This is a genomic window from Devosia beringensis (assembly GCF_014926585.1).
In the GTDB taxonomy this organism is placed as follows: Bacteria; Pseudomonadota; Alphaproteobacteria; order Rhizobiales; family Devosiaceae; genus Devosia; species Devosia beringensis.
On the sequence record NZ_CP045422.1, the window covers coordinates 3,937,177 to 3,962,719 of the forward strand.

The window sequence follows — 25,543 nt, forward strand, 5'->3', positions numbered from 1 at the left end:
CGTTGCGGTTACCACCACGGCTTGGGCGAGAAGTCCATATCGGCGCTGCGCTCGATCACCCGGGCCGCCGCGAACAGCGTCTCTTCGTCGAACGGCTTGCCGATCAGCTGCAATCCCAGCGGCAGGTTCTGCCCGTCCTTGCCGGCCGGCACGGCGATGCCCGGCAGGCCCGCCATGTTGACCGTGACCGTAAAAACGTCCTGCAGGTACATAGCCACCGGATCGGCGGCCAACGCCTCGTCGCCAATGCCGAAGGCAGCCGAGGGCGTGGCCGGGGTCAGGATGGCGTCCACGCCGGCATGGAAGGCGTCCTCGAAATCCTTCTTGATCAGCGTGCGCACCTGCTGCGCCTTGACGTAATAGGCGTCAAAGTAACCTGCAGACAGCACGTATGTGCCGATCATGATGCGGCGCTTGACCTCGCGGCCGAACCCGGCGGCGCGGGTCAGCTCATACATGTCGGTAATGTCCTTGCCGGTGACGCGCAGCCCGTACTTGACGCCGTCATAGCGCGCCAGATTGGACGAGGCCTCGGCCGGGGCGACGATGTAGTAGGCCGGCAGCGCATATTTGGTGTGCGGCAGGGAGATATCGCGCACCGTGGCGCCTTCGGCCTTGAGCCATTCCAGGCCCTGGGCCCAGAGTTTTTCGATCTCGGCCGGCATGCCGTCCTGGCGATATTCGCGCGGTACGCCGATGGTCAGACCCTTGACCCCGCGTTCGACCGCGGCGGCAAAGTCGGGCACGGCCACATCGACGCTGGTGGAATCCTTGACGTCAAAGCCCGACATCGAGGTCAGCATCAGGGCGGCGTCTTCCACCGTGCGGGCGATCGGCCCTGCCTGGTCCAGCGAGGAGGCAAAGGCCACAGTGCCCCAGCGCGAGCAGCGTCCATAGGTCGGCTTGATGCCCACCGTGCCCGTCAGTGCCGCTGGCTGGCGGATCGAGCCGCCGGTATCGGTGGCCGTCGCCGCGGCGCAGAGCCAGGCCGAAACCGCAGCCGCCGAACCGCCCGACGAGCCGCCCGGCACCAGCTGAGCATTGCTGCCCTCGGCGCGGAACGGGCTGATTACCGGGCCGTAATAGCTGGTCTCATTGGACGAGCCCATGGCGAATTCGTCCATGTTGAGCTTGCCCAGCATGACTGCGCCGTCGCGCCACAGATTGGCCGTGACGGTGGATTCGTATTCGGGCTTGAAGCCGTCGAGGATATGGCTGGCCGCCTGGGTATGCACGCCCTTGGTGGCGAACAGATCCTTGATGCCCAGCGGAATGCCTTCGAGTGTGCCGCCCTGCCCCTTGGCCAGCTTGTCGTCGCTGGCCTTGGCCATGGTCAAAGCCTGCTCTGATGTCACCGCCACATAGGCGTTCAGAATCGGATTGGCCTTGTCGATGGCGCCCAGATAGGCGCCGGTCAATTCACTCGAGGTGAAGCTCTTGTCGGCAAGGCCCTTGCGGGCGGCGGCCAGGCTCAGTTTGGTCAGGTCAGTCAACGGGGATCTCGCTCAGATTATCGCAGCGGTGATAGAGGGTCGTCCCCACGGGATTGTCCGAGGGTGGCGCGTCGCTGCTGGCCAAAGCCAGCGTCGTGTCGGCGCCGGAGACGACAAGGATGGAATCTGGGCCATTGGGGGCAATGGCCAGGATGTCGGGGTAGAGCGTGCCGGGAAATTCGCAGACGGCATCGACGAACAGCAGCGGCGTATTGGGGCGGCTCTCGATATCATAGAAGTTGCAGTGGAATTCCATGGACTGGATGCCGCCGGTAAAGCTCAGGCTGAGAAAGTCCTGGTCCAGCCAGGCATCGACCCCCTGCTGTTCCAGCGCTTGGCAGGCCGATGGCTCGGTCACATAGAGCTTGCTCTGGTCGATGACCATGTCTTCCTGCGCCAAGACGGGCGTCGCCATTATCGCAATGACCAGCGCCAGGCGCCTCATGGAATGAAGTCCTCAGCCGTCAGCGTCTCGCACAGCGTATAGATGCCGTCATAGCCGTCAGCGGCGGCGAGATCCTCGCCACCCAGATCGGCGCGCATGGAGATGATTTCCACCGTCGGGGGAATCGGCTGATCGGTATCGCCATAGTGCAGGTTGATGTTCTGGCTGACATTGGTGATGACCAGATTGTCGAGGTAATCCTCATAGGGCGCGTAGCAGCGGGCGCTGGCCAGGATTTCGGTGTCAGCCGGATCCCAGTGCATGGCCGAGGGCATGGTGCGCACGTCCACCAGGTCGCAGCTCATCTCGCCGCCCACAAAGATCGCGCGGCGTGGTGATACCGCCGCGGCCTGCAGCTCGAACAGCACCAGGTTCATATCTGTTTCGCCGGCCCGCGCGCACACCGCCGGGTCAGACACATAGAGGGCGTCATAGGCGTCGGCCGCCATGGCGGAACCGATCGAAGCCAGCATTATCACTGTCGCCAGACCAAATTTCATGCGGGCTGCTCCACGCGCAGCGGCATTTCGAAAAATGCCGACCATTGGCTGTCAGGATAGTCCAGAAACGGCCCGCGCGCCACAAAGCCACTGCGCTGGTAAAGCCGGTGCGCTTCGGGCATCTCGGCGCTGCCGCCGGTTTCCAGCATCAGCATGGGCAGGTTTTTGTCACGGGCCAGTGCCACGATAGCGTCCAGCAGGGCCGAGCCCACGCGCTGCCCGCGCACGTCGGGCAGGGTGAACATGCGCTTGACCTCGCCCAACTCGGCCGAGTAACGCTTGAGCGCTCCCATGCCCACGGCGCGGCCGGTGTCATCGCGCGCCACGAACACCGTGGTGTCGTCGCCGGCCATCTGCTCGACGGTCATCTTGAACTGGAATTCAAGCGGCGACAGCGGCAGCAGATGCGCATTGAGCTGCTCGACCAGACCGCGCACGTCGTCCTGCAGCGCCGTCTCGATGGCGATGCTGACGCTCATTTATTCGATCACCTTGGGGACCATGAAGAAATTGTCCTCGCTCAGCGGCGCATTGGCGACGATCTCGGCGGGATAGTCACCGTCGCTGACCACGTCGTCGCGCAGCCTAAGCGTCATGGGCATGACCGAGGTCATCGGCACCACGCCGGTAACGTCGACTTCGCTCAGCTGCTCGATGAAACCCAGAATCGCATTGAGCTCTTCCTGGTAGCCGGCAACCTCGTGCTCCTCGATGCGGATGCGCGCCAGGCTCCCGATGCGCTTAACGGTCTTGGCGTCGACGGACATGGGTAACTCCACAAAGATCGGCTGAACGGATGGTTATTGGTGGCCTCATTAGCAATTGCGGCCCGGAAAAGACAATAAAAAGCTCTGATGCGCCCGATCAGATTTCCAGCGCCAGCCCGGCCTCGAGCGCCACGAGACTGCTGCCGTCCAGCCCCTCGCGCAGGATGGCGATGGCCATATCGACCGCAGCCTCGTCCCCGGCCAGTGCCAGCAGCCGCGGCGCGCGCTGCGCCAGCACCGCCAGGCCGATCGCCGCCAGCCCGGCGCCATCGCCGAACAGCACCACCACGGCCCCGTCGGCCCAGCGCCCCAGTGCCGGCACGGCGCCGCGCACCAGCAGCAGCGGCGCCTCGCCCATGGCATCCACCAGCACGGCATCGGCTCCCGCCGACCAGCAGTTGACCACCGGGGCATCACTGTCGTCGTCGAGGGGCCGCGCCGGCTTTTGCGGCTTCCAGCTCGCCGTCTCGACAGCCGGCAGCCCGGCGCCAAAATCAGCGACAACGCTGTCGGCGCCGGCGACCAGCTCGGCCGCATCGATTCCCGCCGGTGCGCCGGCCGGGTCGAGCACCACGATCATCCCGCCAATATAGATGCGCAGCGTCGTGCCGCCGAACCAGGTCAGTTTCATGCCAAGCTTTCCAGTCGCCAAATCCTGCCGCAGCCTATAGGACGGCTCCATTGTGGCAAGCGAGCACGGCATGACTGAAGAAACGCAAGACTTCGCCAATCCGCTGGCCGGCATTCCCGCGACCGGCCGCATCATGGGGCTCGACCTGGGCACCAAGACCATTGGCGTGGCGATTTCCGACGGCATGCGCTATTCGGCCACCCCGCTCGAAACCATCAAGCGCACCAAATTCACCGCCGACGCCATTCGCCTCGACGAACTGATCGCGCAGAACGCCATTGTCGCCGTCATCCTGGGGCTGCCGCTCAACATGGATGGCTCGGAAGGCCCGCGCGTGCAGTCGACCCGCGCCTTTGCGCGCAGCCTCGCGCAGCGCATCACCCTGCCCATCGCCTTCTGGGACGAGCGCCTTTCCACCAGCGCCGTCACCCGCATGATGATCCAGGCCGACATGCGCCGCGACCGCCGCGCCGAGGTCGTCGACAAGCTGGCCGCCAGCTATATCCTGCAGGGCGCGCTGGACCGGCTGCGCCACGCCTGACCTGCAGCCGCAACTGCGGCGTGGAAAATTCAACAAGCTGTTGAACGGCGGCCCCCCCTCCGCTACACCGCTGCAAACTTAGGGAATGGGAGCGCATGGCCCAAGCTCGCGCCAGCACAGCCTCGACGTCGTCCGCCGGCTCCTCCGGCGATTATCCCCCGTTCAATCAGCGCCATCTGCTCTCGATCGCCGATCTGCAGCAACACGAGATCGTGGATCTGCTCGACCGCGCCGAAGCCATGGTGCCGGTCAGCCGGCAGGAGCGCAAAAGCCACCCCACCCTTAGCGGCAAGACGCAGATCAACCTGTTCTTCGAGCCCTCCACCCGCACCCAGGGCTCGTTCGAGATCGCCGGCAAGCGCCTGGGCGCCCTGGTGATGAACATGTCGGTCAAGACCAGTTCGGTCAGCAAGGGCGAAACCCTGATCGACACCGCCGCGACGCTCAATGCCATGCGCCCCGACGTCATCGTGGTGCGCCATTCGGCGGCTGGCGCCGTGGAGCTGCTGAGCCAGAAGGTCGGCTGCGCCGTCATCAATGCCGGCGATGGCGCGCATGAGCACCCGACCCAGGCCTTGCTAGACGCCCTCACCATCCGCCGCCACAAGGGCCGCATTTCCGGGCTGACCGTCGCCATCTGCGGCGACATCGCCAATTCCCGCGTGGTCCGCTCCAATCTGCTGCTGCTGGGCGCCCTCAATGTGCGCACCCGGGTCATCGCCCCGCGCAACCTGCTGCCGGCGGGCATCGAAAACCTCGCCACCGAGGTCTTCACCGACATGCGCGAGGGCCTGAGGGGCGCCGATGTGGTGATGACGCTGCGCCTGCAGCATGAGCGCGCCCAGGGCCGCATGATCCCCTCGGTGCGCGAATATTACCGCTTCTACGGCCTCGACGCGGAAAAGCTGGCCTTTGCCAAGCCGGACGCCATTGTCATGCATCCCGGGCCGATGAACCGCGGCGTCGAGATCGATCCGGCCATTGCCGATGGCGTGCAGTCGGTGATCAACGAGCAGGTGGAAATGGGCGTTGCCGTGCGCATGGCCGTGCTCGATGCCCTGCTGCCGACGAGGAACGAGGCATGACCGCCCCCCTGCTGATTGAAAATGCCCGCATCCTTGATCCGGCCTCCGGCACCGATGCCGTCGGCGCTGTGCTGGTCGAGAATGGCCTCATCGCCGAGATCGCCATCGGCAGGCCCATTGGCGTGCCCGACGGCGCCGAAGTGATCAATGCGCATGGCCTGATGCTGTCACCGGGCCTGATCGACATGCGCGTCTTTACCGGCGAGCCGGGCAAGGAATATCGCGAAACCCTGGCCTCGGCCGGCGAGGCTGCTGCTGCCGGCGGCGTCACCAGCTTTGTCATGATGCCCGATACCACCCCGGTGGTGGATGATGGCGCGCTGGTGGATTTCCTCATCCGCCGCGCCAAGGCCACTTCCAAGGTCAATGTGCTGCCCGCTGGCGCCATTACCAAGGGCCTCAACGGCACCGAGATGACCGAGTATGGCCTGCTGCAGGAGGCCGGCGCCGTCTGCCTCACCGATGGCCGCCACTCCATCCAGTGCACCTCCATGCTGCGCACGGCTATGAGCTATGCCGCCAATTTCGGCCTGACCTTCGTGCACCATGTCAGCGATACCGATCTCACCGGCCCCGGCGTGATGAATGAAGGCCTGTTCGCCACCATTCTGGGCCTCAAGGGCATTCCGCGCGAAGCAGAGACCATTCCGCTGGCGCGCGACCTGCAGCTGGCCGCCCTGACCGGCGTCAAATACCACGCCGCCCAGATCTCCTGCGCCGCCTCGGTGGAGCTGGTCGCCGCCGCCAAGAAGCGTAACAAGTCAGTTACGGCAGGGGTTTCCATCAATAACCTCGCGCTTAACGAGAACGACATCGGCCGCTACCGCACCTTCTTCAAGCTGTCGACGCCCTTGCGCTCGGAAGACGATCGCCAGGCCATCATCGAGGGCCTGCGCAGCGGCGCCGTGGACACCATCCATTCCGATCACGATCCGCAGGATACCGAGGTCAAGCGCCAGCCCTTTGCCGAAGCCTCGGACGGTGCCATCGGCCTTGAAACCCTGCTCGCCGCCGCGTTGCGCCTGGTCCATTCTGGCGATGTCGAAATCCTCACGGTCCTGCGCGCCATGACCAGCCGCCCCGCCGAAATTCTCGGCCTGTCCTCCGGCCGCATTGCCGTGGGTGCGCCGGCCGACCTGATCCTGGTCGATCTCGACTATCCCTGGCAGGTCGACGAAACCGCGCTGCGCTCCCGCTCCCGCAACACCAGCTTTGAGGGCGCCCGCCTTGCGGGCAAGGTCATGCGGACGATCGTCGGCGGCGAGACGGTGTATTTGCACGAAGACTGAGGCTCGATCTCATCCTCTCCCGTTCACGGGAGAGGGGGACCACGCATAGCGTGGTGGAGAGGGGAGCCCACGCGCAGATCCATGGCCCGTTCACGCTCTCGGGCATCATCATCGGGGGCGCGGCACCCCCCTACACCGCCTGACGGCGGGCCTTTCGAGCTTAGCTCTCAAGGCCTCCTCACCTAAAATCGCTCCACCGGAGCGATTTTGCCTTCGGCCGGCTCGAAGCCCCTCCCCCGCAAGCGGTGGAGGATAGACGGCGGCACCCACTCCCCTCTTGCGGTGCAACCGGCCGCCGGGGTATTTCTCATCCACGCCAAAAGGATATCGCCCCCATGCCCTTCGACATTCTCCCGCTGCTCTACGCCGCCGTCCTGGGCTATCTGTGCGGCTCGGTCCCCTTCGGCCTGCTGCTGACCCGGGCTGCCGGGCTGGGCGATATCCGCGCCATCGGCTCGGGCAATATCGGCGCCACCAATGTGCTGCGCACCGGCAATCGCTGGCTGGCTGCCGCGACCCTCGTGCTCGACGCCGCCAAGGCCGCCATGCCGGTGCTGCTGGCGCGCGGGCTCTGGGGCGAGGAAGCCGCCATGCTGGCGGGCCTGGGCGCCTTTGTCGGCCATTGCTTTCCGGTCTGGCTCGGCTTCAAGGGCGGCAAGGGCGTCGCCGTCTTTATCGGCTCGCTGCTGGCGCTGAGCTGGCCGGTCGGGCTGATCTTCTGCGCGGTCTGGCTGTTCATTGCCTTTGCCCGCAAGTTCTCCTCGCTGGCCGCCCTTACCGCCGGCGCCACGGCGCCGATCTTTGCCTATGTCGTGGTCGATGAACGCCTCGCCGCAACGGCCGCTCTCATGGCGCTGCTGCTGTTCTTCCAGCACCGCGAAAACATTGTCCGCCTGATCGCCGGCACCGAACCGACGATCGGCGGCGGCAAGAAAACCATCTGATCGATGGCGCCTGACCCGGGTGCCACAATACTGACCCCGGCGCAGCGTCTGTCCTGGCTGCGCCTGATCCGCACCGACAATGTCGGTCCGGCCACGTTCAACCAGCTTTTGAGTCGCTTCGGCTCGGCCGAGGCCGCGCTCGAGGCCCTGCCCGACCTGACGCGCCGCGCTGGCAAGCCCGTCCGCATCACCACAAAGGCCGAAGCCGAGGACGAAATGGCCGGCCTTGCCCGCTATGGCGCCCGCCTCGTCGCCCGCAGCGATGCCGATTACCCGCCGCTGCTGCGCTTCATCGCCGGCGCCCCGCCGCTGCTGACCCTGGCCGGCGGCGCGGCGCTTGACTGGCAGCGCACAGTGGCCATTGTCGGCGCGCGCAATGCCTCGTCGGCCGGCATCAAGATGACGCGCCTGCTGGCCACCGATCTGGGGGCTGCCGGCTATACCGTGGTCTCGGGTCTCGCCCGCGGCATCGACGCCGCCGCCCACGCCGCCAGTCTGACCACCGGCACCATTGCCGTGCTGGCCGGTGGCTTCGACAAGATCTATCCCGAGCAGAATATTGGCCTGGCACATGATATTCTCGACGCTGGCGGGGCCTTACTCACCGAAATGCCGCTGGGCTGGGAACCCCGCGCCCGCGACTTTCCGCGCCGCAACCGTTTGGTTTCGGGACTTTCCCTGGGTGTCGTGGTAGTGGAAGCCGCGCAGCGCAGTGGCTCGCTGATTACCGCCCGGCTGGCGCTGGAGCAGGACCGCGACGTCTTTGCCGTCCCCGGCTCGCCGCTCGATCCGCGGGCAGAGGGTGGTAACCTGCTGATCCAGCAAGGCGCCAGGCTGGTCATCAGTGCCGCCGACATCATCGACACCCTGGGCAGCGCCGACCCGGCCCGCACCAGCCTTTTTGAAGGCGATTGGCAGCCCGACCTCGCCGCCGAAGCGGCGCCGCCCAGCGACAGCGACAAGTCCCGGCTCCTGTCGGCGCTCAGCGCCACGCCGATGGATGTCGACGAACTGATCCGACAATCGGGCCTTTCCGCCAGCGCCATGCAGATGCTGCTGCTTGAACTGGATCTCGCCGGCCAGATCGAGTGGTCGAGCGGGCAGCTGGTGGCGCTGAAATATCTGTAGCGATTCCAGCCCCCACCCAGCCTCCCCCTGGAGGGGGAGGACCAGCGCGGTGTCTACGGCACGATCGTGCCAAAAACCGGATGTGATCCCTCCCCCTCAGGGGGAGGTTAGGTGGGGGTCCTACCGCCCGCCTTCGATCTTGCGGTTGCGCTGGCCGATGCCGCCGGGGCCATAGGGATAGTCGCTCATGTCCGGCTTGCTGACATCGGTCAGCGTGGCGATCTCCTCGGCGCTCAGCACCAAGTCGGCGGCGCCCAGATTATCCTTGAGTTGCGCCGTCGTCCGTGCGCCCAGGATCACCGAGGTCACCGCCGGCTGCGCCGCCACCCAGGCCAGGGCTACCTGCGCCATACTGGCGCCGCGCGCCTTGGCCAGGTCTTCCACGGCGCCGATGACGTCCCAGGTGATCGACTTGGCATTGCGCTTGTCGAAGGCCTCCATGCCGCGCTTGGGGTCTTCGCCCAGGCGCGTCGCCCCGGTTGGCATCTGGTCGCGCTTGTATTTGCCGCTCAGCCAGCCGCCACCCAGAGGCGACCAGGGGAGCAGGCCGATCTCGGCATCGAGCGCCGCCGGCATGATCTCGTGCTCGATGTCGCGGACCAAGAGGTTATATTGTGGCTGCAGCGTCACCGGCGGGGCAAAGCCCTTGGCCTTGGCCGTCCAGACCGCCTTGGTCAGCTGCCAGCCGAGGAAGTTGGAAAAGCCGTAATAGGCAATCTTGCCATTACCGATCGCGTCATCGAGAAAGCGCAGCGTCTCCTCGATCGGCGTCAGCGCGTCCCAGGCATGCATCTGGTAGAGGTCGATATGCTCGACGCCCAGGCGTTTGAGCGACGCGTCCAGGGCCTCGCGCAGGTTCTTGGCCGAGAGGCCGAGATGGTTGGGCCCCTGCCCCATGGGAAAGCGGCCCTTGGTGGTGATCACCAGGTCGCGCAGCACTCCGGGCTTGCGCTTGAGCCAGCGGCCGACGATCTCCTCGGACACGCCGGCGCTATAGACATTGGCGGTGTCGATGAAATTGCCGCCGGCCGCGACATAATCATCCATCAGCTGGAATGACGTGGCCTCGTCCGATTCCGCGCCGAAGGTCATCGTCCCCAGGGCGTAGGCCGAAACGACGGTGCCGCTATTACCGAGCTTGCGATACTGCATTATTCAATCTCCTCATGATCGACCCGATGGGCTACCGACTTCCGCGCAGGAGCGCAGGCACAAGTCAGCCGCAATATGATTGGGTCCGGCGCAGAACAGCGCACGTGCCGAGTCTGCACCGGCCCCATCTTGTATGCAAGATTTCTCTCCCCTTTGGGGAGGGCAGGTCCGGTCACAATGTGCCCGTTGACACTTTGTTCCGGCTTCACCATGTTGCGCGCTCTTCCATAAAAGCGGTTGCGGACAGGTATTCCATGAAGGTCGTTGTCGTTGAAAGTCCGGCTAAAGCCAAGACAATCAACAAATATCTGGGCTCGGACTACCATGTCCTGGCCAGTTTCGGCCATGTCCGCGATTTGCCCGCCAAGGATGGCTCGGTCCGTCCCGACGAAGATTTTGCCATGTCCTGGGAGGTCGATACGGCCTCCAAGAAGCGCATTGCCGACATTGCCGCAGCCCTCAAGGGCGCCGATGAACTGATCCTGGCGACTGACCCTGACCGCGAAGGCGAGGCCATTTCCTGGCACGTGCTGGATGTGCTCCGGCAGAAAAAAGTCATCAAGAAGGACATGATCGTCCGCCGCGTGCTGTTCAACGCCATCACCAAGGACGCGATCCTGGCGGCCATGCAGGTGCCGCGCGAGATCGACATGCCGCTCGTCGATGCCTATCTGGCCCGCCGCGCGCTCGATTACCTCGTCGGCTTCACCCTTTCGCCCATCCTGTGGCGCAAGCTGCCCGGCTCGCGCTCGGCCGGTCGCGTCCAGTCGGTGGCCTTGCGCCTGGTCTCGGATCGCGAGAGCGAGATCGAAAAGTTCAAGCCCGACGAATATTGGTCAGTCGAGGCCAAGCTGGCCCAGGCCGGCAAAAGCTTCCTCGCCCGCCTGCTGTCGGTGGATGGCAAGAAAACCGACAAGCTGGCGATCAAGGATGGCGAAAACGCCGCCGAGCTCAAAAAGCTCATCGAAGCCGGCCAGTTTAATGTCTCGGCCGTCGACAAGAAGCCGACCAAGCGCAATCCCTATGCGCCCTTCACCACCTCGAGCCTGCAGCAGGACGCATCCTCGCGCCTGGGCCTGTCGCCCAATCGCACCATGCAGATCGCCCAGCGGCTCTACGAAGACGGCCTCATCACCTATATGCGTACCGACGCCGTGCAGATGGCGCCCGAAGGCATTGCCATGGCCCGTTCGGTGATCGGCAAGTATTTCGGCGAGGAGTACCTCCCCGACAAGCCGCGCATCTACCAGACCAAGGCCAAGAATGCCCAGGAGGCGCACGAGGCCATCCGTCCCACCGATATGTTCAAGCGCCCTGAAAGCCTCTCTCTGGATGCCGACCAAGCCAAGCTCTACGGCCTGATCTGGCGTCGGACCCTGGCCAGCCAGATGCGCTCGGCCGAGATCGACCGGACCACAGTGGACATTGCCGTCAATGTCCCCGGCCGCCATGTCGAGCTGCGCGCCGTCGGCTCGGTCGTGACGTTCTCTGGCTTCCTCAAGCTCTATGGCGTCGAGGTCAAGTCCGATGAGCCCGATGACGAGGACGAGGAAAGCCGCGAATTGCCGCCCATTGCTGTCGGCGACAAGCCGGCGCTCCAGGCCGTCGACATCGAGCAGCACTTCACCCAGCCGCCCAGTCGCTACACCGAAGCCAGCCTGATCAAGAAGATGGAAGAGCTCGGCATCGGCCGGCCCTCCACCTATGCCGCGACCCTGACCACGCTCAAGGACCGAGACTATGTCCGCCTTGAGGGCAAGGCGCTGCATCCCGAAGATCGCGGCCGCATCGTCACGGCCTTCCTCGAAAACTTCTTCAGCCGCTATGTCGAATATGGCTTCACCGCCGGTCTCGAAGAGCAGCTCGACGAGATCTCGGCCGGCACGCTCGACTACAAGCAGGTGCTGCGCGATTTCTGGAAGGATTTCTTCGCCGCCACCACCGAGATCAAGGATCTGCGCGTCTCCGAAGTCCTCGACGTACTCAATGACGCCCTGGCCAGCCGCATCTTCCCGGAAAAGGAAGATGGGTCCGACCCGCGCCGCTGCCCCACCTGCGGCACCGGTCAGCTGTCGCTCAAGCTGGGCAAGTTCGGCGCCTTTATCGGTTGCTCGAACTATCCCGAATGCAAGCACACCATGCAGCTCTCGGACGCCGCCACCGGCCAGTCCTCCGAGGCGGCGCCGGGTGATGGCGTGCTCGGCACCGATCCGGAATCGGGCGACGAGGTCTTCCTCAAGACCGGCCGCTTCGGCCCCTATGTCCAGCTCGGCGATGCCGGCGGCAAGGAGGCCAAGCGCAGCTCGATTCCCAAGGGCTGGGACGCCGCCACGATCAATCTGGAAGGTGCGCTCAAGCTGCTGTCGCTGCCGCGCGATGTCGGCCTGCATCCCGAAACCGGCCTGCCGATCACCGCGGGCCTGGGTCGCTATGGCCCCTTCATCCTCAGCGATGGCAAATATGCCAATCTGCCGGACGTCGAAGAGGTCTTTACCGTCGGCCTCAACCGCGCCGTCGATCTCTTGGCCGAAAAGGCCAAGGGCGGCTTCAAGCGTGCCGGCAGCGTCGCCGCCATCGCCACTTTCGAGCATGACAATGGCCCGATCACCGTGCGCGCCGGCAAATACGGCCCCTATGTCAACCAGGGCAAGATAAACGCCACCATCCCCAAGGATGTGCAGCCAGAGACGGTGACGGTGGAACAGGCCCTGGGCTGGATCGCTGCACGCGCCGAGGTCACCGGCGCCAAGATCAAGAAGGCGCCGGCGAAGAAGGCCGCGGCGAAAAAGCCGGCGGCCAAGAAGCCTGCTGCCGCCAAGGCGACAGCGACCAAGGCGACCGCTGCCAAGAAACCGGCAGCGAAAAAGCCTGCCGCCAAGAAGAATGTGGTCGCCGACGAAGACGTGCCGTTCTAGCAAGCACCCCCACCCAGCCTCCCCCTGAAGGGGGAGGAGTCGTGCTGTGGGTAGGCCGTAATGTTGCCCCATCCCCGATCGGTCCCTCCCCCTTCAGGGGGAGGTTAGGTGGGGGCCAGGGACTAGGTGGGGAAGTCCTACCCGATCGTGCGCTCGATCATCTTGAGCCAGTTGCCATAGGCGATCTTGCCGACCAGTTCCTCGCCATAACCCTTGTCGAGCAGTGCCTGCAGCAGTTTGGGCACGCCGGTGACGTCGCCGATCTCGGCCGGCAGCATGGCCCCGTCGAAATCGCTTCCCAAAGCCACGCCATCCTCGCCCAGCGCCGCGACCAGCGCATCCACATGGCGCACCACCACTTCCATCGGCGTATCCTTGAGCCACTGCCCGTCCGGCCGCAGGAAGCCGGCGGCATAGTTGACCCCGACGATCCCGCCGCTCTCGGCGATGGCCGCCAGCTGCCAGTCCACCAGGTTGCGCGAATTGGCGCAGATGGCATGCACATTGGAATGGGTCGCCACCAGCGGCCTGTCGCTGAGCGCCGAGACGTCGCGGAAGCCGGCAGCGTTGAGATGGCTGAGGTCGATCATGATGCCGCGGCTATTGCATTCTTTGACCAGCGCCTTGCCGGCGTCACTGAGCCCCGGGCCGATTTCGGCATCGGAGGGAAAGCGGAACGGCACGCCGCTGGCATAGGCATTGGCCCGGCTCCAGACGAGGCCAATAGATCGCAGCCCGGCGGCATAGAGCACCTCCAGCGCGTCGAAGCGAGTATCGATGGCCTCGGCCCCCTCGATATGCAGCACCGCCGCCAGCGTGCCGCCGGCGACCGCCGCGCGGATCTCCGCCGCGCTGCGGCAGATAGCCATGCCGCCGGCCCGCTCGATCTGCAGCGCAATCGCCGTCATCGCCAGCGTCGAGGCCTGGGCGTCGGCCAGCCCCAGTTCGGGTGGCAGTTCGCCCTTGGCATTGCCGGCACCGGCCACGACCGAACCCAGATTGCCCTTGAGCGGCGGCGGAAACATCGCAAAGAACCCGCCCGCCATGCCCGCGGCCTTGGCCCGCGGCAGGTCGATATCGGCCGCTGGCATGCCCTCGATGAACAGCCTTTCCTTGTCCCCCTCGGCCTCCAGCAGCTTGAGCAGGGTATCGTTGTGGCCGTCGAAGAAGGGAATGGTCATGGCAAGGAATCGCTTTCTGTTGGCCTGATACCAGCACGAAGCACGCGCGGTTGCGACCGGCTTTGGCCCTCGGATCGCCATCCTGGCAAAGTGAAGCCGTCTGTATTTGGCAAACTGGCCGGCATCACCTACATGTCTTGCAACATGACAGTCAAAAAACCCACAAAACCAAAAAACCTCTCCGGCCCCCGCCGCCCAACGGCGCCGCGCGCCGATGCCCTGCCCAGTCGCGAGCAATTGCTGGCGGCCCTGGCCGAGCAGACCGACATCAAGGGCAAGCGCGATCTGGCCAAGGTGTTCGGCATTCGCGGCGATATGCGCCGCCCGTTCAAGGCCATGCTGGCCGAGCTCGAGGGCGAGGGTGTCATCACCCGCACCCGCAAGGCGCTGCGCCGCACCGCCGCCCTGCCCCATGTCACCGTGCTCGACATCCCCGCCGATGCCGATCCCGAAGACATGCATGCCTTTCCCGCCCAGTGGAATGACGAGGAAGGCGAAAAGCCCCGTGTCACCGTGCTGAGCGGCCGCGATGCCCGCGTCGCTCCGGCGCCGGGCGATCGCATCCTGGCGCGCATCGATGCCGGCGATGCCGAGATTCCGGTCTATACCGCCAAGGCGATGAAGATCCTCGACAAGCCGCGCCGCGGCCAGATCGGCATTGTCCGCATGGACGATGACGGCGCCCGCCTCATCCCGGTCGATCGCAAGCAGAAAGAAATGCGGATCCCGCTGGGCGACCTGTTGACGGCCGGCGATGGCGACCTCGTCGAAGTCGAGGTCAAACTTTCCGGCCGGTTGATGATCCCCCGCGCCAAGGTGGTGGCCGTCATCGGCAACCCCATGTCCGAGGGCGCGGTCAGTCTGATCGCCATCCACAACCTCGAAATCCCCTATCGCTTCCCCGCCTCGGTGATCCGCGAGGCCGACGAGGCCAGCGAGATCGGTCTCAAGGGTCGCGAGGACTGGCGCGACGTGCCGCTGATCACCATCGATCCGGCCGATGCCAAGGATCATGACGACGCCGTCTATGCCCGGCCCGATACCGACCCCGCCAACAAGGGTGGCCATATTGTCATCGTCGCCATTGCTGACGTTGCCGCCTATGTCCGCCCCGGCACGGCGCTCGATCGCGAAGCCTATACCCGCGGCAATTCGGTCTATTTCCCTGATCGCGTCGTGCCCATGCTGCCCGAGCGCATTTCCAACGAGCTGTGCTCGCTGAAAGAAGGCGTGCCGCGCGCCGCCTTGGCCGTGCGCATGATCATCGGCGCCGATGGCAAGAAGCGCAGCCACAGCTTCCATCGCATCCTGATGCGCTCTGCCGCCAAACTCTCTTACCAGCAGGCCCAGGCGGCCATTGACGGCAAGGCGGACGAGCAGACCGGCCCGCTGCTCGACCCCATCCTGCGCCCGCTCTACGCCGCCTATGATGCCATGGCGCATGCGCGCGACCATCGTGGCCCGCTGGCGCTCGATCTGCCCGAGCGCAAGATCCTGCTCGACGACAAGGGCATGGTGCGCGACATCCACATTCCCGACCGGCTCGAAGCCCATCGCCTCATCGAGGAAATGATGATCGCCGCCAATGTGGCGGCCGCGGAAACGCTCGAGCAGAAGAAATCTGCCCTGCTCTATCGGGTGCATGACGAGCCGAGCTCGGAAAAGCTGCAGGCTTTGCGCGATTTCCTGGGCTCGCTGGATATTGCCATCAAGAAATCCGACAGCGTCCGCGCCAGCGATTTCAACGGCATCCTGGCGCAGTCGCGCAAGGCGGGCAATGTCGAGCAGGTCAGCGAGATGGTGCTGCGCAGCCAGGCCCAGGCCGAGTACAATGCCGACAATTACGGCCATTTCGGTCTCAATCTCGACCGCTATGCCCATTTCACCTCGCCCATCCGCCGCTATGCCGATCTGATCGTGCATCGCGCGCTGATCAAGGCGCTCGGCCTGGGCGATGATGGCCTCAGCGAAACCGAGCTGCTGCACCTGCCCGGCATCGCCCAGCACATTTCGGCCACCGAGCGCCGGGCCATGCGGGCCGAGCGCGAAACCGCCGACCGCCTGCTGGCCCAATTCCTCGCGACAAAGATCGGCGCCCGTTTCGAGGGCCGCATATCCGGCGTCACCCGCTCGGGCCTCTTCGTGCGCCTGCTCGAGACCGGGGCCGATGGTTTCATCCCGGCGTCGAGCCTGGGCCAGGACTTCTATCGCTATGTCGAGGAGCGCCAATCGATGATCGGCGATCGTGGCGGCGAGAAGTTCACCCTGGGCGATCGCGTCACCGTCCGGCTGCTGGAAGCCGCGCCGGTGGCCGGGGCGCTGCGCTTCGAGCTGCTGTCGGAGGGGGAGCGCGTCAATCCGTCATCTGTTCGACGGGGCAACAAGCGCCCACCTAAGTCATTCGGGCCCAAGGGCCGCAAGAAGAGGTGATGTGATGGCAGGCAAGGCAAAGGCAATCGACCAGCGCGATGTTGGGCAGGCAATGTGGCGCGGCACGCTGTGCAAGTGCCCGCATTGCGGCCAGGGCAAGATGTTCCGCGCCTATCTCAAGGTGGCAGAGCATTGCGACAGCTGCGGCGAGCAGCTTGACCTGCACCGCGCCGATGACTTCCCGCCCTATATCGCCATCACTATTGTCGGGCACATCCTGATCCTGGCCATGCTGCACATGGAGATGGTCTGGCACGTAAACCCGCTGGTCTATCTCTACACCATGGTGCCGCTGGCGGTTATCCTGCCCATGGCCATGCTGCCCTCCATCAAGGGCGCCATTGTCGGCCTGCAGTGGGCCAATGGCATGTATGGCTTCGGCACCGGCCAGCGTGACTGAAAGCTGCCTTGACAATCTGCGGTAAATCCGTAGGTTGCGGCCAAATTCCGGCGCCGGGGAATCCGCGGCGCCATTTGCTTTGTGAAGGACTACAACATGGCCAAAGCTGCTTCCGTCAAGATCAAGCTCGTGTCGACAGCTGATACTGGCTTTTTCTACGTGACCAAAAAGAACGCCCGCACCCAGACCGAGAAGCTCTCGTACAACAAGTACGATCCCGTAGTGCGCAAGCATGTCGAGTTCAAGGAAGCCAAGATCAAGTAATCTGGCGCCTGTTCGACGACCCAAAAAAGCCCCGCATCATCGATGCGGGGCTTTTTGCTGTCGGTCGTTTGTCACCAAAGCGCCAAAGCGTGACGCTCAAGGTGAGCAGTCTGCTGACCAGATGGGGGCAAAGGTGACGACGCATCGAATGAGGAGTGGCTGGTCCGGAGCGGCATGTCGAAGAGGCCACTCTGTCCGCGTCCGGACCAACCGCCCTACGGGGCTCAGGAGTTGCGGCGGACCTGAGACGAGCCGTAGGGAACCATCGGCTGCAACTCGTCTGGAGCGCCGGCCGGTGTTGAGGGCAACCTACCCTGCGGCCGCAAAAAGACAAGGCAAACCGGGCCTTTGCGGCTGGCAACCTTTTGTTAATTATAACAAATAACCCTAATGGCGACAATTGCACTGATATGTCAGGCGGCGTCGAACACCACCCGATTGCGGCCTTCGCGCTTGGCACGATAGAGCGCCACGTCGGCCCGCTTGATCAGCGACTCGGGCGTGTCGGTCAGGCTTTCGTTCAGCGTGACGCCGGCCGAAACGGTCACCGACAGCGGTCGCGGTGAGCCAACGTCAAAGCCGCGATCAGAGATGGACTGCCGCACCCGTTCAGCCACGGCCTCGGCCTGGCGGAAATCGGTATCGGGCATCAGCACGACGAATTCCTCGCCGCCGAATCGGCAAGCCAGATCAATGCCTCGGATGTTTCGCTTCAAGCGGGCTGCGAACTCGCGGATGACCGCGTCGCCGATATCGTGCCCATGGCCGTCATTGACCGCCTTGAAGTGATCGATGTCGAGAATCATCAGCGCCATGTCCCGCTTGAGCGCCTGCGCCTTGCCCAGCATGACCCCGAGATGCCGGTCGAAATAGCGCCGGTTGTAAAGGCCCGTCATGTCATCGGTCACGGCCAGGGCCATGGTATTGTTGACACTTTGGCGCAGTTCCATGGCGTAGCGATGCCGCCGGATCTGGGTCCGGACGCGGGCTGCCAGCTCATGGCGTTCGACGGGGCGGGAGATGAAGTCATTCACCCCCAGGTCGAGCGCCCGCACCACCTTGGGCTTGTCGGCTTCCTCGGCCATCAGGATGATGGGCAGGTTGCGGGTATGCTCGAGCGTGCGCATCTGTGAGCAGACCCGCAGCGGGTCGAACTCGTTGAGCGCCATCGAGACCAAAGCCAATTCATATTGTTTGCCAGTGACCTGGAACACCGCGTCGGCCGGGGTGAGCAAGATATCCACGTCATGTTCGGGCGTGATATAACTCTTGATGCGCTCGGCATGGCGCGCATCGGTGTCGATGATCAGCACCGAGCCGCCGGCCGTGTTGATCGTGTCCATGGCCCGGATCGCGTCTTCGATGGCGATCTGCTGGCCGGTCATGGCCCGGGCCCGCAATTCGTCGGTCAGCGACTTGAGGCGCACCAGGCTTTTGACCCGCGCCAGCAGCTGCACGTCGTCCACCGGCTTGGTGAGAAAATCGTCCGCGCCCACTTCGAGGCCGCGTACGCGGTCCGAGGTCTGGTCCAGGGCGGTGACCATCAGCACGGGGATGTGCTGGGTGCGGGGATTGCTCTTGAGCCGCTGGCAGACTTCAAAGCCGTCCATGTCGGGCATCATCACGTCGAGCAGGACGATGTCGATGTCCTGGCTCTCGCAGATGGCCAGGGCCTGCGGACCCGACGACGCTGTCACTACAGCATAATATTCGGCACTGAGCCGCGCCTCGAGCAGGCGGACATTGGTGGGAATATCGTCAACGATCAGCACGCGTGCGGTCACTATCGGCCCCGAAATAGCAGTTCGCCTGCCGGGGATATCCGGCATCAGGCGGGCCGATCAGGCAGCAGGCAGCAGCGCGCTGCAACGATCAGGCAGGGCCAATGTAGCGGGCAATAGTTTCCAGAAAGTGAGGTACCGAGATGGGCTTGCTGATGTAGCCCTCGCAGCCTCCCTGCAGGATACGTTCCTCGTCGCCCTTCATGGCAAAGGCCGTGACGGCGATAACCGGGATGTGCGCCATCTCGTCATCATCCTTGAGCCATTTGGTCACCACGAGCCCGGAAACCTCGGGCAGCTGGATATCCATCAGGATCAGGTCAGGGTGGTGCGCACGTGCCAGATCGAGCGCCTCCATCCCGTTGCGGGTCTGGATGACGGCATAGCCGCGCGATTCGAGCAGGTCGTTGAAGAGCTTCATATTGAGCTCATTGTCTTCAACGATCATCACTGTCTTGGGCATTGATCCATCCTCGCGCCGCTAAGGCGCTGGCAGCACTTCGCTTTGCTGCCCATTTCAGCTAGCATCAAAACGCTTACAAATCATCAAAAGAGCCCAGCCGTGCCCCGTCCCGATCCCGCAACCGCAGCCCTGGCCAGCTATGCCGACATGTGCCTGGGCTATCTCGCGGAGAACCCCGAGGAATTGCTGGCCTTCATGCAGCATGCCGGCCTTGATCCGGCCGCCCTGCGGGGCGCCGTCGGCACGCCTGCTCTGCAGCGCGGCCTTGTCGACTATGTTGCCTCAAATGAACCGATTCTGCTCGCGCTCTGTGCGAATGCGAACATAGCGCCCGAGGCCTTCATGCGGGTGTTCCACACGATCAACCGGACGGAGTATTGATTGGCGCATGACTGGCTGTGCCGGGATTGCCTGCAATACGGGACGGCAGCCGCCATTCCGGAGCGCTGTCCCGCCTGCGGGTCGCCGCGCCTGCGCAGCCATGCGGAACTGTTCGCCCTTACCACGGCCCATGTCGATTGCGACGCCTTCTATGCCTCAGTCGAGAAGCGCGATGACCCGAGCCTGCGCGACAAGCCGGTGATCATCGGCGGCGGCGTGCGCGGCGTGGTCTCGACCTGCTGCTATATTGCCCGCCAATCCGGCGTCCGCTCGGCCATGCCCATGTTCAAGGCGCGAGACCTCTGCCCCGATGCGGTGATCATCAAGCCCAACATGGCCAAATATGTCGAGGTCAGCCGGCAGATCCGCGCCAAGATGGATGCGCTCACCCCGCTGGTCGAACCCATCTCGATCGATGAGGCCTTTCTCGATCTCGCCGGCACGCAGATCCTGCACAAGGCGCCGCCCGCCGTGGTGCTGGCCCGCTTCGCCCGTGCCGTCGAGAGCGAGATCGGCGTCTCGATCTCGGTCGGGCTCAGCCACAACAAGTTCCTGGCCAAGGTCGCCTCCGATCTCGACAAGCCGCGCGGCTTTGCCGTCATCGGCGCGGCGGAAACTGTGGAATTTCTGGCGCCCCGGCCGATCAGCCTGATCTATGGCGTGGGCAAGGTGCTGGCGGAAACGCTGCGCAAGGATGGCCTGCTCACCATCGGTCAGCTGCAGAACGAATCGCCGGACCGGCTGATGCGCCGCTATGGCGAGACCGGCGCCCGCCTGGCCCGGCTGGCCCGCGGCGAGGATAGCCGCAAGATCACCACGCAGGGCGAGATGAAGACCGTCTCGTCGGAAACCACCTTCAACAGCGACATTGCCAGCCTCGAGGAGCTCTCCACCGAACTGCTCAAGGTCACCGAACGGCTGTCCGAACGGCTCAAGGCCAAGAATATTGTGGGTGACACAGTGACACTGAAGCTGAAATCGGCCGGTTTCCGCTTGCGCACCCGCGCCCGGCACTTGATGATCCCGACCCAATTGGCCAATGTCATTTATGAAACCGGCCTGTCGCTGCTGGGCCCCGAGGCCGATGGCACCGCATTCCGGCTGATTGGAATCGGCGTTTCCGGTATCGACACCGCCAGCGGCAGTGATCCGGCAGACCTGCTGGAACCGGCCGTGGCCCGCAAGGCCGCGGCGGAACGCGCCATGGATCGCGTGCGTACCCGCTTCGGCCGGGAAGCGGTGATCCGCGGCAAGCTCTACAAACACCCGCCGGCGCCGCCGGCCGGGCCCGACGACGACCAAAGCGAAGGCAAGACCAGATGACCAGCCCGATCGAAAAACTCCGCGAGTTTGGCTACGAACTCCCCGCCCCCAAGGCGCCTGTCGCCAGCTATGTGCCAGTCAATCGCAGCGGCAACCTGCTCTATGTCTCGGGCCAAATCTCGTCCAATGATCAGGGCGTGGTCACGGGCCTTTTGGGCGACAACATGAACGTCGTGCAGGGCGGCAATGCTGCCGAACTGGCCGCGCTCAACGTGCTGTCGCATATCGTGCACACGGCCGGCGTGCCGCTCGAGGAGATCAAGCGCATCGTCAAGATCACCGTGCTAGTCGCCTCCACACCCGACTTCACCGAACAGCATCTGGTCGCCAATGGCTGCTCGAACATGCTGGTGGCGATTCTGGGCGACAAGGGCAAGCATGCACGCGCCGCCTTCGGCGTGGCCTCCCTGCCCTTCGGCGCCGCCGTCGAGATCGAAGCCATCGTCGAGATCTGACCGTTACATCGCCGTCACAGTCCGGTGTCACTGGAGACGCTCACGCCACGACGAGATCCAGCATGACCGACCCACTGTTCCCCCGCCCGATCGCGCATCGCGGCCTGCATGACCAGGCCGCGGGCGTCATTGAAAACAGCGCCGCCGCCTTCGAGGCCGCGATTGCCGGCAATTTCGCCATCGAATGCGACGTCCAGCTGACCGCCGACGGCGTCCCGGTGGTGTTCCATGACGACAGCATGGAGCGGCTGATCGGCCTGCCTGGGGCTGTTGCCGATGCCGACAGCGCCCAGGTCACCACGACCGCCCTGCTTGGCAGCAGTGCCGGCGAATGCCCGCAGACCTTTGCCGCCTTCCTTGCCCAGATCGCCGGCCGCACCCTGCTGCAGATCGAACTCAAGCAGCAGCGCGATCCCGCTGGCACCCAGACCCTCGCCCGCACGGTGGCAGAAGGCCTGGCCACCTATGCCGGCCCGGTTACCGTCGAGTCGTTTGATCCGACCCTGCTGACGGCCATCCGCGCGCATGGCTTTACCGGCCCGCGCGGCATCATCACCTATGGCTATGACAAGCCGGAATGGAACGGCAAGCTCACCGCGGCCCAGCGCTTTGCCCTGCGCCATCTGCTGCACTGGCCGCAGACGCAGTTCGATTTCATTTCCTGCCACGACGAAGCGCTGGAACTGCCCGCGATCAGGTTCTGGCGCGCGCTCGGTAAGCCGGTGACCGCTTGGACCATCCGCACGCAGAGCCAGGCCGATACCGCCCGACCGCATGCCGACCAGATCGTCTTCGAGGGTTTTGATCCTGCGTAATCTGTTGGCCGCTCTCGCCCTTGTTCTGCTTGCCAGTCCGGCCCTCGCACAGCCGGTCAGGCTGCCGCCTGCAGGCGGACAGTATGATTCCCAGCTCGGTGGCGCCTATCCGCCGCCGCCGGGCACGCTGATCGTCAGCCGCGACCGCGCCGACCCGATAGCGTCGGGGCTCTATAACATCTGTTACGTCAACGCCTTCCAGACGCAGCCGCAGGAAACCGACTGGTGGCTGGCCCAGCATGCCGACCTGCTGCTGCGCCGCGATGGCGAGCTGGTCGAGGACCCCAACTGGCCCGGTGAGATCCTGCTCGATACCAGCACAGCAGAAAGGCGCGCCGGTCTGGTGGCCATTGTTGGCGACTGGATCGCGCAATGCGCCCGGGATGGGTATGACGCCATCGAGGCAGACAATCTGGACACCTATTCCCGCTCCGCCGGCGCGATCAGCATGGCTGACAACCTTGCCTATGTCGCGGCTCTGGTCGAGACCGCGCATGGCCTTGGCCTGGCGTTCGGGCAGAAGAATGCCGGTGAACTGGCCGGTCGCGGCAAGGCTGCCGGTCTCGATTTTGCCATCGTCGAATCGTGCCAGGTCTATGACGAATGCGCGGGCTATACCGAGGTGTTCGGCGCCCATGTGCTGGAGATTGAGTACACGGATACCCCGAAAAAGCACTTCACGGCGGCCTGTGCGGCGCGCGGCGCCCACATCTCCGTGATCCGACGCGACAGGAACCTTACAATTCCCGGCGAACCGGCCTATTTCTATCAAACCTGTTGAAGCCCGCCGGGATATGCCTTGGCCGACCAGTCCACATTTCGCGCCACCATTCATCCCAGCACGGCCAGCATTCCAGCTGACGTCTGGAACGCGCTTGCCCCCTCGACTGCCGGTCGAGTCGATAACCCATTCCTCGATCACGCCTTTTTCCTGGCGCTCGAAGAATCCGGCTGCGCTACGGCGCGCACCGGCTGGCAGCCACAGCACATCCTGCTCAGCGACGCCCAGGACCGGCCCGTTGGCCTGATGCCGCTGTTTCTCAAATCCCATTCCATGGGCGAATATGTCTTCGACCATGGCTGGGCCGACGCCCTGGAGCGCGCCGGCGGCAGCTATTATCCCAAGCTGCAATGCTCGGTGCCCTTCACCCCGGCCACAGCGCCCAAACTGCTGGTGCCCTCGGGCGATCCCCTGGTCCGCTCGGCCCTGCTGTCCACGGCGCGCCAGTTGGCGAGCCAGCGCGATGCCTCGTCGGTGCACGCCACCTTCGTGCCGGAGGCCGAGGCCAACGAGATAGAGACCGAAGGCTGGCTCAAGCGGGTCGATACCCAGTTCCACTGGCACAATGACGGCTATGCCAGTTTCGACGACTTCCTCGAGACCCTGTCTTCACGCAAGCGCAAGATGATCCGGCGCGAGCGGCGCGATGCGCTCAGCGATGGGCTGACGGTCAAGTGGCTGTCAGGCGCCGACCTCAAAGAGCATCACTGGGATGCCTTTTACGATTTCTACGAGGATACCGGCGCCCGCAAATGGGGGCGGCCCTATCTCAACCGGGAATTCTTCTCGCGGCTGAACCAGAACATGGCCGATGCGATTGTGCTGATGCTGGCCTATGACGGCGACACGCCCATTGCCGGGGCCATCAACTTTGTTGGCCAGGACCGCATTTTCGGCCGCAACTGGGGCTGTACCCGCGACGTGCCATTCCTGCATTTCGAGCTCTGCTACTATCAGGCCATCGACTATGCCATCGAGCACAAGCTGGCCGTGGTGGAGGCCGGCGCGCAGGGCGAGCACAAGCTGGCGCGCGGCTATGCCCCCTCGACGACCTATTCGGTGCACTGGCTGGCCCATCCCGGCCTGCGGGCCGCGGTAGCCGACTATCTCGAACAGGAGCGACGCTCGGTGGAGCACAATCAGGATGTGCTCGACCAGTTCACGCCGTTTCGCAAGGGCGAGCGCACCGATCGGTGACGGCCAGGCGGCAATCTGTGCTTTCCCCGATTGCCCTTGGGCCCTATGTAGGTAGCCATGATCTGGGATATTTTTGTATTCGTGCTGCAGGCCGCTCTGGCGTTTGTAGTCTCAACCGCCCTGTTTGACGTACTGCACTGGACGCTGCACCAGTGGGAGACGTCATCCAGTCCCCTGCTGCGGCGCCTGTCGTCCTGGCACTGGGTGCACCACAAGTTCCTTGGCCGCGACATGCAGGTCAACCCGGCCTATGCCCGGGCCAATATCTGGTTTCACATCCTGCCTGAATATCTGACGGCCATGGCCGGCACGGCGGCTTTCCTGCTGGTCTTTCCCTGGCCGCCCATTGCCCTGGTTGCCGTTCTGCGCACCGTGATGCTGGGCGCGACGCTGCGCGAGGAAGGGCTCGACTACAATCACATGTCGATGGAGCGGGTTGGTGGTCAGCAGGGCCTGCTCTGGGTAGACAACAATTACCACGCCATGCACCACGTCTATCCGCACAGCTTTTTCTCATCCTTCAGCAATGTCTTTGATCTGTTCGCCGGCACGGCCTGCCAGATCAAGGGGCGCAGGTTCCTCGTCACCGGCGCCAGCGGCGCCCTGGGCTCGGCCATGGTGGCGCGGCTACAACGCTTGGGCGGCATTGTCGAAACCGCCAAATCCGGCGTGGACTTTGCCGCCGGCGACTACGCGGCCATGCGCGCCAAGCTCGAAGCCGCCGATGTGCTGATCCTGGCGCACGGCGCCAAGAGCGAAGATTGCTGGAACGCCAATTTCGTCACCTTCCGCGATCTCACCGCGCTGTTCACCGAGATCGGTGCCAGTCGGCTCGCCCCGCCGGAAGTCTGGGCCGTTGGCTCCGAGGTCGAGTTCCATGGCGACATGGGCATGGATGAGCTCAAGACCTATTCTGCCTCCAAGCGCGCCTTCGCGGTCAAGGCGCTCGAGTTCTACCATTCAGATGCGCTGATCTACCGGCACATCGTCCCCTCCTCCTTCACATCCGCGATGGGCAAGGGCGCCATGAGCGCCGACACGGCCGCCGCTATTGCCCTGTTCTTCATCCGTCGCGGCTTCCGCTACGTGCCGGTTACCTTTACCGGCCTGGCGGTACTGAACTTTTTCCGCTTCCGTTTCTTCCAGAAGGGCCAGCCGGACCTGACCCAGCCGGCGGAGTGA

Annotated in this window: 26 protein-coding genes; 16 read left to right on the plus strand and 10 right to left on the minus strand. The window is 64.4% G+C overall.

The window, feature by feature from the left end; translation table 11 throughout:
• Positions 1-8: 8 nt before the first annotated feature.
• The 6 genes from gatA to GDR53_RS19160 all read right to left on the minus strand — a co-directional run bounded on the left by gatA (position 9) and on the right by GDR53_RS19160 (position 3,836).
• The gene (gene gatA, locus GDR53_RS19135) at positions 9-1,493 is read right to left on the minus strand and encodes an Asp-tRNA(Asn)/Glu-tRNA(Gln) amidotransferase subunit GatA (RefSeq protein WP_193336002.1); all 1,485 of its coding nucleotides are present in this window, start codon (positions 1,491-1,493) and stop codon (positions 9-11) included.
• Positions 1,486-1,938 (minus strand): hypothetical protein, encoded by a 453-nt coding sequence (locus GDR53_RS19140; protein WP_193336003.1) that lies wholly within the window; start codon positions 1,936-1,938, stop codon positions 1,486-1,488. Before GDR53_RS19140 ends, gatA begins: the two co-directional genes overlap by 8 nt.
• Positions 1,935-2,438 (minus strand): hypothetical protein, encoded by a 504-nt coding sequence (locus GDR53_RS19145; RefSeq protein ID WP_193336004.1) that lies wholly within the window; start codon positions 2,436-2,438, stop codon positions 1,935-1,937. Before GDR53_RS19145 ends, GDR53_RS19140 begins: the two co-directional genes overlap by 4 nt.
• On the minus strand, positions 2,435-2,917 hold the full coding sequence (locus tag GDR53_RS19150; protein ID WP_193336005.1) for a GNAT family N-acetyltransferase: 483 nt from the start codon (positions 2,915-2,917) through the stop codon (positions 2,435-2,437). Before GDR53_RS19150 ends, GDR53_RS19145 begins: the two co-directional genes overlap by 4 nt.
• Positions 2,918-3,205 (minus strand): Asp-tRNA(Asn)/Glu-tRNA(Gln) amidotransferase subunit GatC, encoded by a 288-nt coding sequence (gene gatC, locus GDR53_RS19155; protein ID WP_193336006.1) that lies wholly within the window; start codon positions 3,203-3,205, stop codon positions 2,918-2,920.
• 97 nt (positions 3,206-3,302) lie between these two features.
• Positions 3,303-3,836, minus strand: coding sequence for a hypothetical protein (locus tag GDR53_RS19160; protein ID WP_193336007.1), 534 nt, complete (start codon positions 3,834-3,836; stop codon positions 3,303-3,305).
• 70 nt (positions 3,837-3,906) lie between these two features.
• On the opposite strand from GDR53_RS19160, the gene ruvX reads away from it, so the two are divergent.
• The 5 genes from ruvX (at position 3,907) to dprA (ending at position 8,823) form a co-directional block, all read left to right on the plus strand.
• Complete coding sequence (gene ruvX / locus GDR53_RS19165; RefSeq protein ID WP_193336008.1) at positions 3,907-4,377, plus strand: Holliday junction resolvase RuvX; 471 nt, start codon at positions 3,907-3,909, stop codon at positions 4,375-4,377.
• Between the two features lie 95 nt (positions 4,378-4,472).
• Positions 4,473-5,462, plus strand: coding sequence for an aspartate carbamoyltransferase catalytic subunit (locus GDR53_RS19170; protein ID WP_193336009.1), 990 nt, complete (start codon positions 4,473-4,475; stop codon positions 5,460-5,462).
• Entirely contained in the window at positions 5,459-6,751 is a 1,293-nt protein-coding gene (pyrC, locus tag GDR53_RS19175) for a dihydroorotase (RefSeq protein ID WP_193336010.1), read from the plus strand. Before GDR53_RS19170 ends, pyrC begins: the two co-directional genes overlap by 4 nt.
• Positions 6,752-7,086: 335 nt before the next feature.
• Complete coding sequence (gene plsY / locus GDR53_RS19180) at positions 7,087-7,695, plus strand: glycerol-3-phosphate 1-O-acyltransferase PlsY (protein WP_193336011.1); 609 nt, start codon at positions 7,087-7,089, stop codon at positions 7,693-7,695.
• 3 nt (positions 7,696-7,698) lie between these two features.
• Entirely contained in the window at positions 7,699-8,823 is a 1,125-nt protein-coding gene (gene dprA, locus GDR53_RS19185; RefSeq protein ID WP_193336012.1) for a DNA-processing protein DprA, read from the plus strand.
• A 120-nt stretch (positions 8,824-8,943) separates the two neighbouring features.
• Here dprA and GDR53_RS19190 read toward each other — a convergent pair whose 3' ends face one another.
• Positions 8,944-9,975, minus strand: a complete 1,032-nt coding sequence (locus GDR53_RS19190; RefSeq protein WP_193336013.1) for an aldo/keto reductase — start codon at positions 9,973-9,975, stop codon at positions 8,944-8,946.
• Positions 9,976-10,229: 254 nt separating this feature from the next.
• Between GDR53_RS19190 and topA the strand changes: the two genes are divergently transcribed.
• Positions 10,230-12,890 carry a type I DNA topoisomerase gene (topA, locus tag GDR53_RS19195; RefSeq protein ID WP_193336014.1) on the plus strand — a complete coding sequence of 887 codons (2,661 nt, stop codon included), beginning with the start codon at positions 10,230-10,232 and terminating at the stop codon, positions 12,888-12,890.
• A gap of 137 nt (positions 12,891-13,027) precedes the next feature.
• Here the strand turns inward: topA and GDR53_RS19200 are convergent, their stop codons facing one another.
• Entirely contained in the window at positions 13,028-14,071 is a 1,044-nt protein-coding gene (locus GDR53_RS19200) for a dipeptidase (protein WP_193336015.1), read from the minus strand.
• A 144-nt stretch (positions 14,072-14,215) separates the two neighbouring features.
• Here GDR53_RS19200 and rnr point away from each other — a divergent pair, with 144 nt between their 5' ends.
• From rnr to rpmG, 3 genes are all read left to right on the plus strand, one after another.
• Positions 14,216-16,501 carry a ribonuclease R gene (rnr, locus tag GDR53_RS19205; RefSeq protein WP_193336016.1) on the plus strand — a complete coding sequence of 762 codons (2,286 nt, stop codon included), beginning with the start codon at positions 14,216-14,218 and terminating at the stop codon, positions 16,499-16,501.
• A gap of 4 nt (positions 16,502-16,505) precedes the next feature.
• Positions 16,506-16,901 (plus strand): DUF983 domain-containing protein, encoded by a 396-nt coding sequence (locus tag GDR53_RS19210; RefSeq protein ID WP_193336017.1) that lies wholly within the window; start codon positions 16,506-16,508, stop codon positions 16,899-16,901.
• A 96-nt stretch (positions 16,902-16,997) separates the two neighbouring features.
• A complete protein-coding gene (rpmG, locus tag GDR53_RS19215; RefSeq protein WP_193336018.1) occupies positions 16,998-17,165 on the plus strand; it encodes a 50S ribosomal protein L33 in 168 nt (55 codons plus the stop codon).
• A 413-nt stretch (positions 17,166-17,578) separates the two neighbouring features.
• Here rpmG and GDR53_RS19220 read toward each other — a convergent pair whose 3' ends face one another.
• Together GDR53_RS19220 and GDR53_RS19225 are read right to left on the minus strand one after the other, a co-directional pair.
• A complete protein-coding gene (locus GDR53_RS19220; protein WP_193336019.1) occupies positions 17,579-18,949 on the minus strand; it encodes a PleD family two-component system response regulator in 1,371 nt (456 codons plus the stop codon).
• A gap of 88 nt (positions 18,950-19,037) precedes the next feature.
• Complete coding sequence (locus GDR53_RS19225; RefSeq protein ID WP_193336020.1) at positions 19,038-19,409, minus strand: response regulator; 372 nt, start codon at positions 19,407-19,409, stop codon at positions 19,038-19,040.
• 99 nt (positions 19,410-19,508) lie between these two features.
• On the opposite strand from GDR53_RS19225, the gene GDR53_RS19230 reads away from it, so the two are divergent.
• The 7 genes from GDR53_RS19230 to GDR53_RS19260 all read left to right on the plus strand — a co-directional run bounded on the left by GDR53_RS19230 (position 19,509) and on the right by GDR53_RS19260 (position 25,543).
• Positions 19,509-19,790, plus strand: a complete 282-nt coding sequence (locus tag GDR53_RS19230; protein WP_193336021.1) for a DUF3572 family protein — start codon at positions 19,509-19,511, stop codon at positions 19,788-19,790.
• The gene (locus tag GDR53_RS19235) at positions 19,791-21,113 is read left to right on the plus strand and encodes a DNA polymerase IV (RefSeq protein ID WP_193336022.1); all 1,323 of its coding nucleotides are present in this window, start codon (positions 19,791-19,793) and stop codon (positions 21,111-21,113) included. It begins immediately after the preceding gene.
• Complete coding sequence (locus tag GDR53_RS19240) at positions 21,110-21,568, plus strand: RidA family protein (protein ID WP_193336023.1); 459 nt, start codon at positions 21,110-21,112, stop codon at positions 21,566-21,568. Before GDR53_RS19235 ends, GDR53_RS19240 begins: the two co-directional genes overlap by 4 nt.
• A gap of 62 nt (positions 21,569-21,630) precedes the next feature.
• A complete protein-coding gene (locus GDR53_RS19245; protein ID WP_193336024.1) occupies positions 21,631-22,383 on the plus strand; it encodes a glycerophosphodiester phosphodiesterase family protein in 753 nt (250 codons plus the stop codon).
• Between the two features lie 4 nt (positions 22,384-22,387).
• A complete protein-coding gene (locus GDR53_RS19250; RefSeq protein WP_210321366.1) occupies positions 22,388-23,164 on the plus strand; it encodes an endo alpha-1,4 polygalactosaminidase in 777 nt (258 codons plus the stop codon).
• Between the two features lie 18 nt (positions 23,165-23,182).
• A complete protein-coding gene (locus GDR53_RS19255) occupies positions 23,183-24,361 on the plus strand; it encodes a GNAT family N-acetyltransferase (RefSeq protein WP_232846676.1) in 1,179 nt (392 codons plus the stop codon).
• Positions 24,362-24,418: 57 nt separating this feature from the next.
• On the plus strand, positions 24,419-25,543 hold the full coding sequence (locus tag GDR53_RS19260; protein ID WP_193336026.1) for a hypothetical protein: 1,125 nt from the start codon (positions 24,419-24,421) through the stop codon (positions 25,541-25,543).

Bases quoted from the DNA above. Each gene is read 5' to 3' on its own strand.
- GDR53_RS19145 (WP_193336004.1), bottom strand. From the start codon at position 2,438: ATGAAATTTGGTCTGGCGACAGTGATAATGCTGGCTTCGATCGGTTCC.
- GDR53_RS19140 (WP_193336003.1), bottom strand. From the start codon at position 1,938: ATGAGGCGCCTGGCGCTGGTCATTGCGATAATGGCGACGCCCGTCTTG.
- ruvX (WP_193336008.1), top strand. From the start codon at position 3,907: ATGACTGAAGAAACGCAAGACTTCGCCAATCCGCTGGCCGGCATTCCC.
- GDR53_RS19170 (WP_193336009.1), top strand. From the start codon at position 4,473: ATGGCCCAAGCTCGCGCCAGCACAGCCTCGACGTCGTCCGCCGGCTCC.
- plsY (WP_193336011.1), top strand. From the start codon at position 7,087: ATGCCCTTCGACATTCTCCCGCTGCTCTACGCCGCCGTCCTGGGCTAT.
- pyrC (WP_193336010.1), top strand. From the start codon at position 5,459: ATGACCGCCCCCCTGCTGATTGAAAATGCCCGCATCCTTGATCCGGCC.
- GDR53_RS19240 (WP_193336023.1), top strand. From the start codon at position 21,110: ATGACCAGCCCGATCGAAAAACTCCGCGAGTTTGGCTACGAACTCCCC.
- dprA (WP_193336012.1), top strand. From the start codon at position 7,699: ATGGCGCCTGACCCGGGTGCCACAATACTGACCCCGGCGCAGCGTCTG.
- GDR53_RS19190 (WP_193336013.1), bottom strand. From the start codon at position 9,975: ATGCAGTATCGCAAGCTCGGTAATAGCGGCACCGTCGTTTCGGCCTAC.
- GDR53_RS19150 (WP_193336005.1), bottom strand. From the start codon at position 2,917: ATGAGCGTCAGCATCGCCATCGAGACGGCGCTGCAGGACGACGTGCGC.
- gatC (WP_193336006.1), bottom strand. From the start codon at position 3,205: ATGTCCGTCGACGCCAAGACCGTTAAGCGCATCGGGAGCCTGGCGCGC.
- GDR53_RS19200 (WP_193336015.1), bottom strand. From the start codon at position 14,071: ATGACCATTCCCTTCTTCGACGGCCACAACGATACCCTGCTCAAGCTG.
- GDR53_RS19210 (WP_193336017.1), top strand. From the start codon at position 16,506: ATGGCAGGCAAGGCAAAGGCAATCGACCAGCGCGATGTTGGGCAGGCA.
- GDR53_RS19260 (WP_193336026.1), top strand. From the start codon at position 24,419: ATGATCTGGGATATTTTTGTATTCGTGCTGCAGGCCGCTCTGGCGTTT.
- rnr (WP_193336016.1), top strand. From the start codon at position 14,216: ATGACAGTCAAAAAACCCACAAAACCAAAAAACCTCTCCGGCCCCCGC.
- topA (WP_193336014.1), top strand. From the start codon at position 10,230: ATGAAGGTCGTTGTCGTTGAAAGTCCGGCTAAAGCCAAGACAATCAAC.
- GDR53_RS19225 (WP_193336020.1), bottom strand. From the start codon at position 19,409: ATGCCCAAGACAGTGATGATCGTTGAAGACAATGAGCTCAATATGAAG.
- GDR53_RS19245 (WP_193336024.1), top strand. From the start codon at position 21,631: ATGACCGACCCACTGTTCCCCCGCCCGATCGCGCATCGCGGCCTGCAT.
- GDR53_RS19160 (WP_193336007.1), bottom strand. From the start codon at position 3,836: ATGAAACTGACCTGGTTCGGCGGCACGACGCTGCGCATCTATATTGGC.
- rpmG (WP_193336018.1), top strand. From the start codon at position 16,998: ATGGCCAAAGCTGCTTCCGTCAAGATCAAGCTCGTGTCGACAGCTGAT.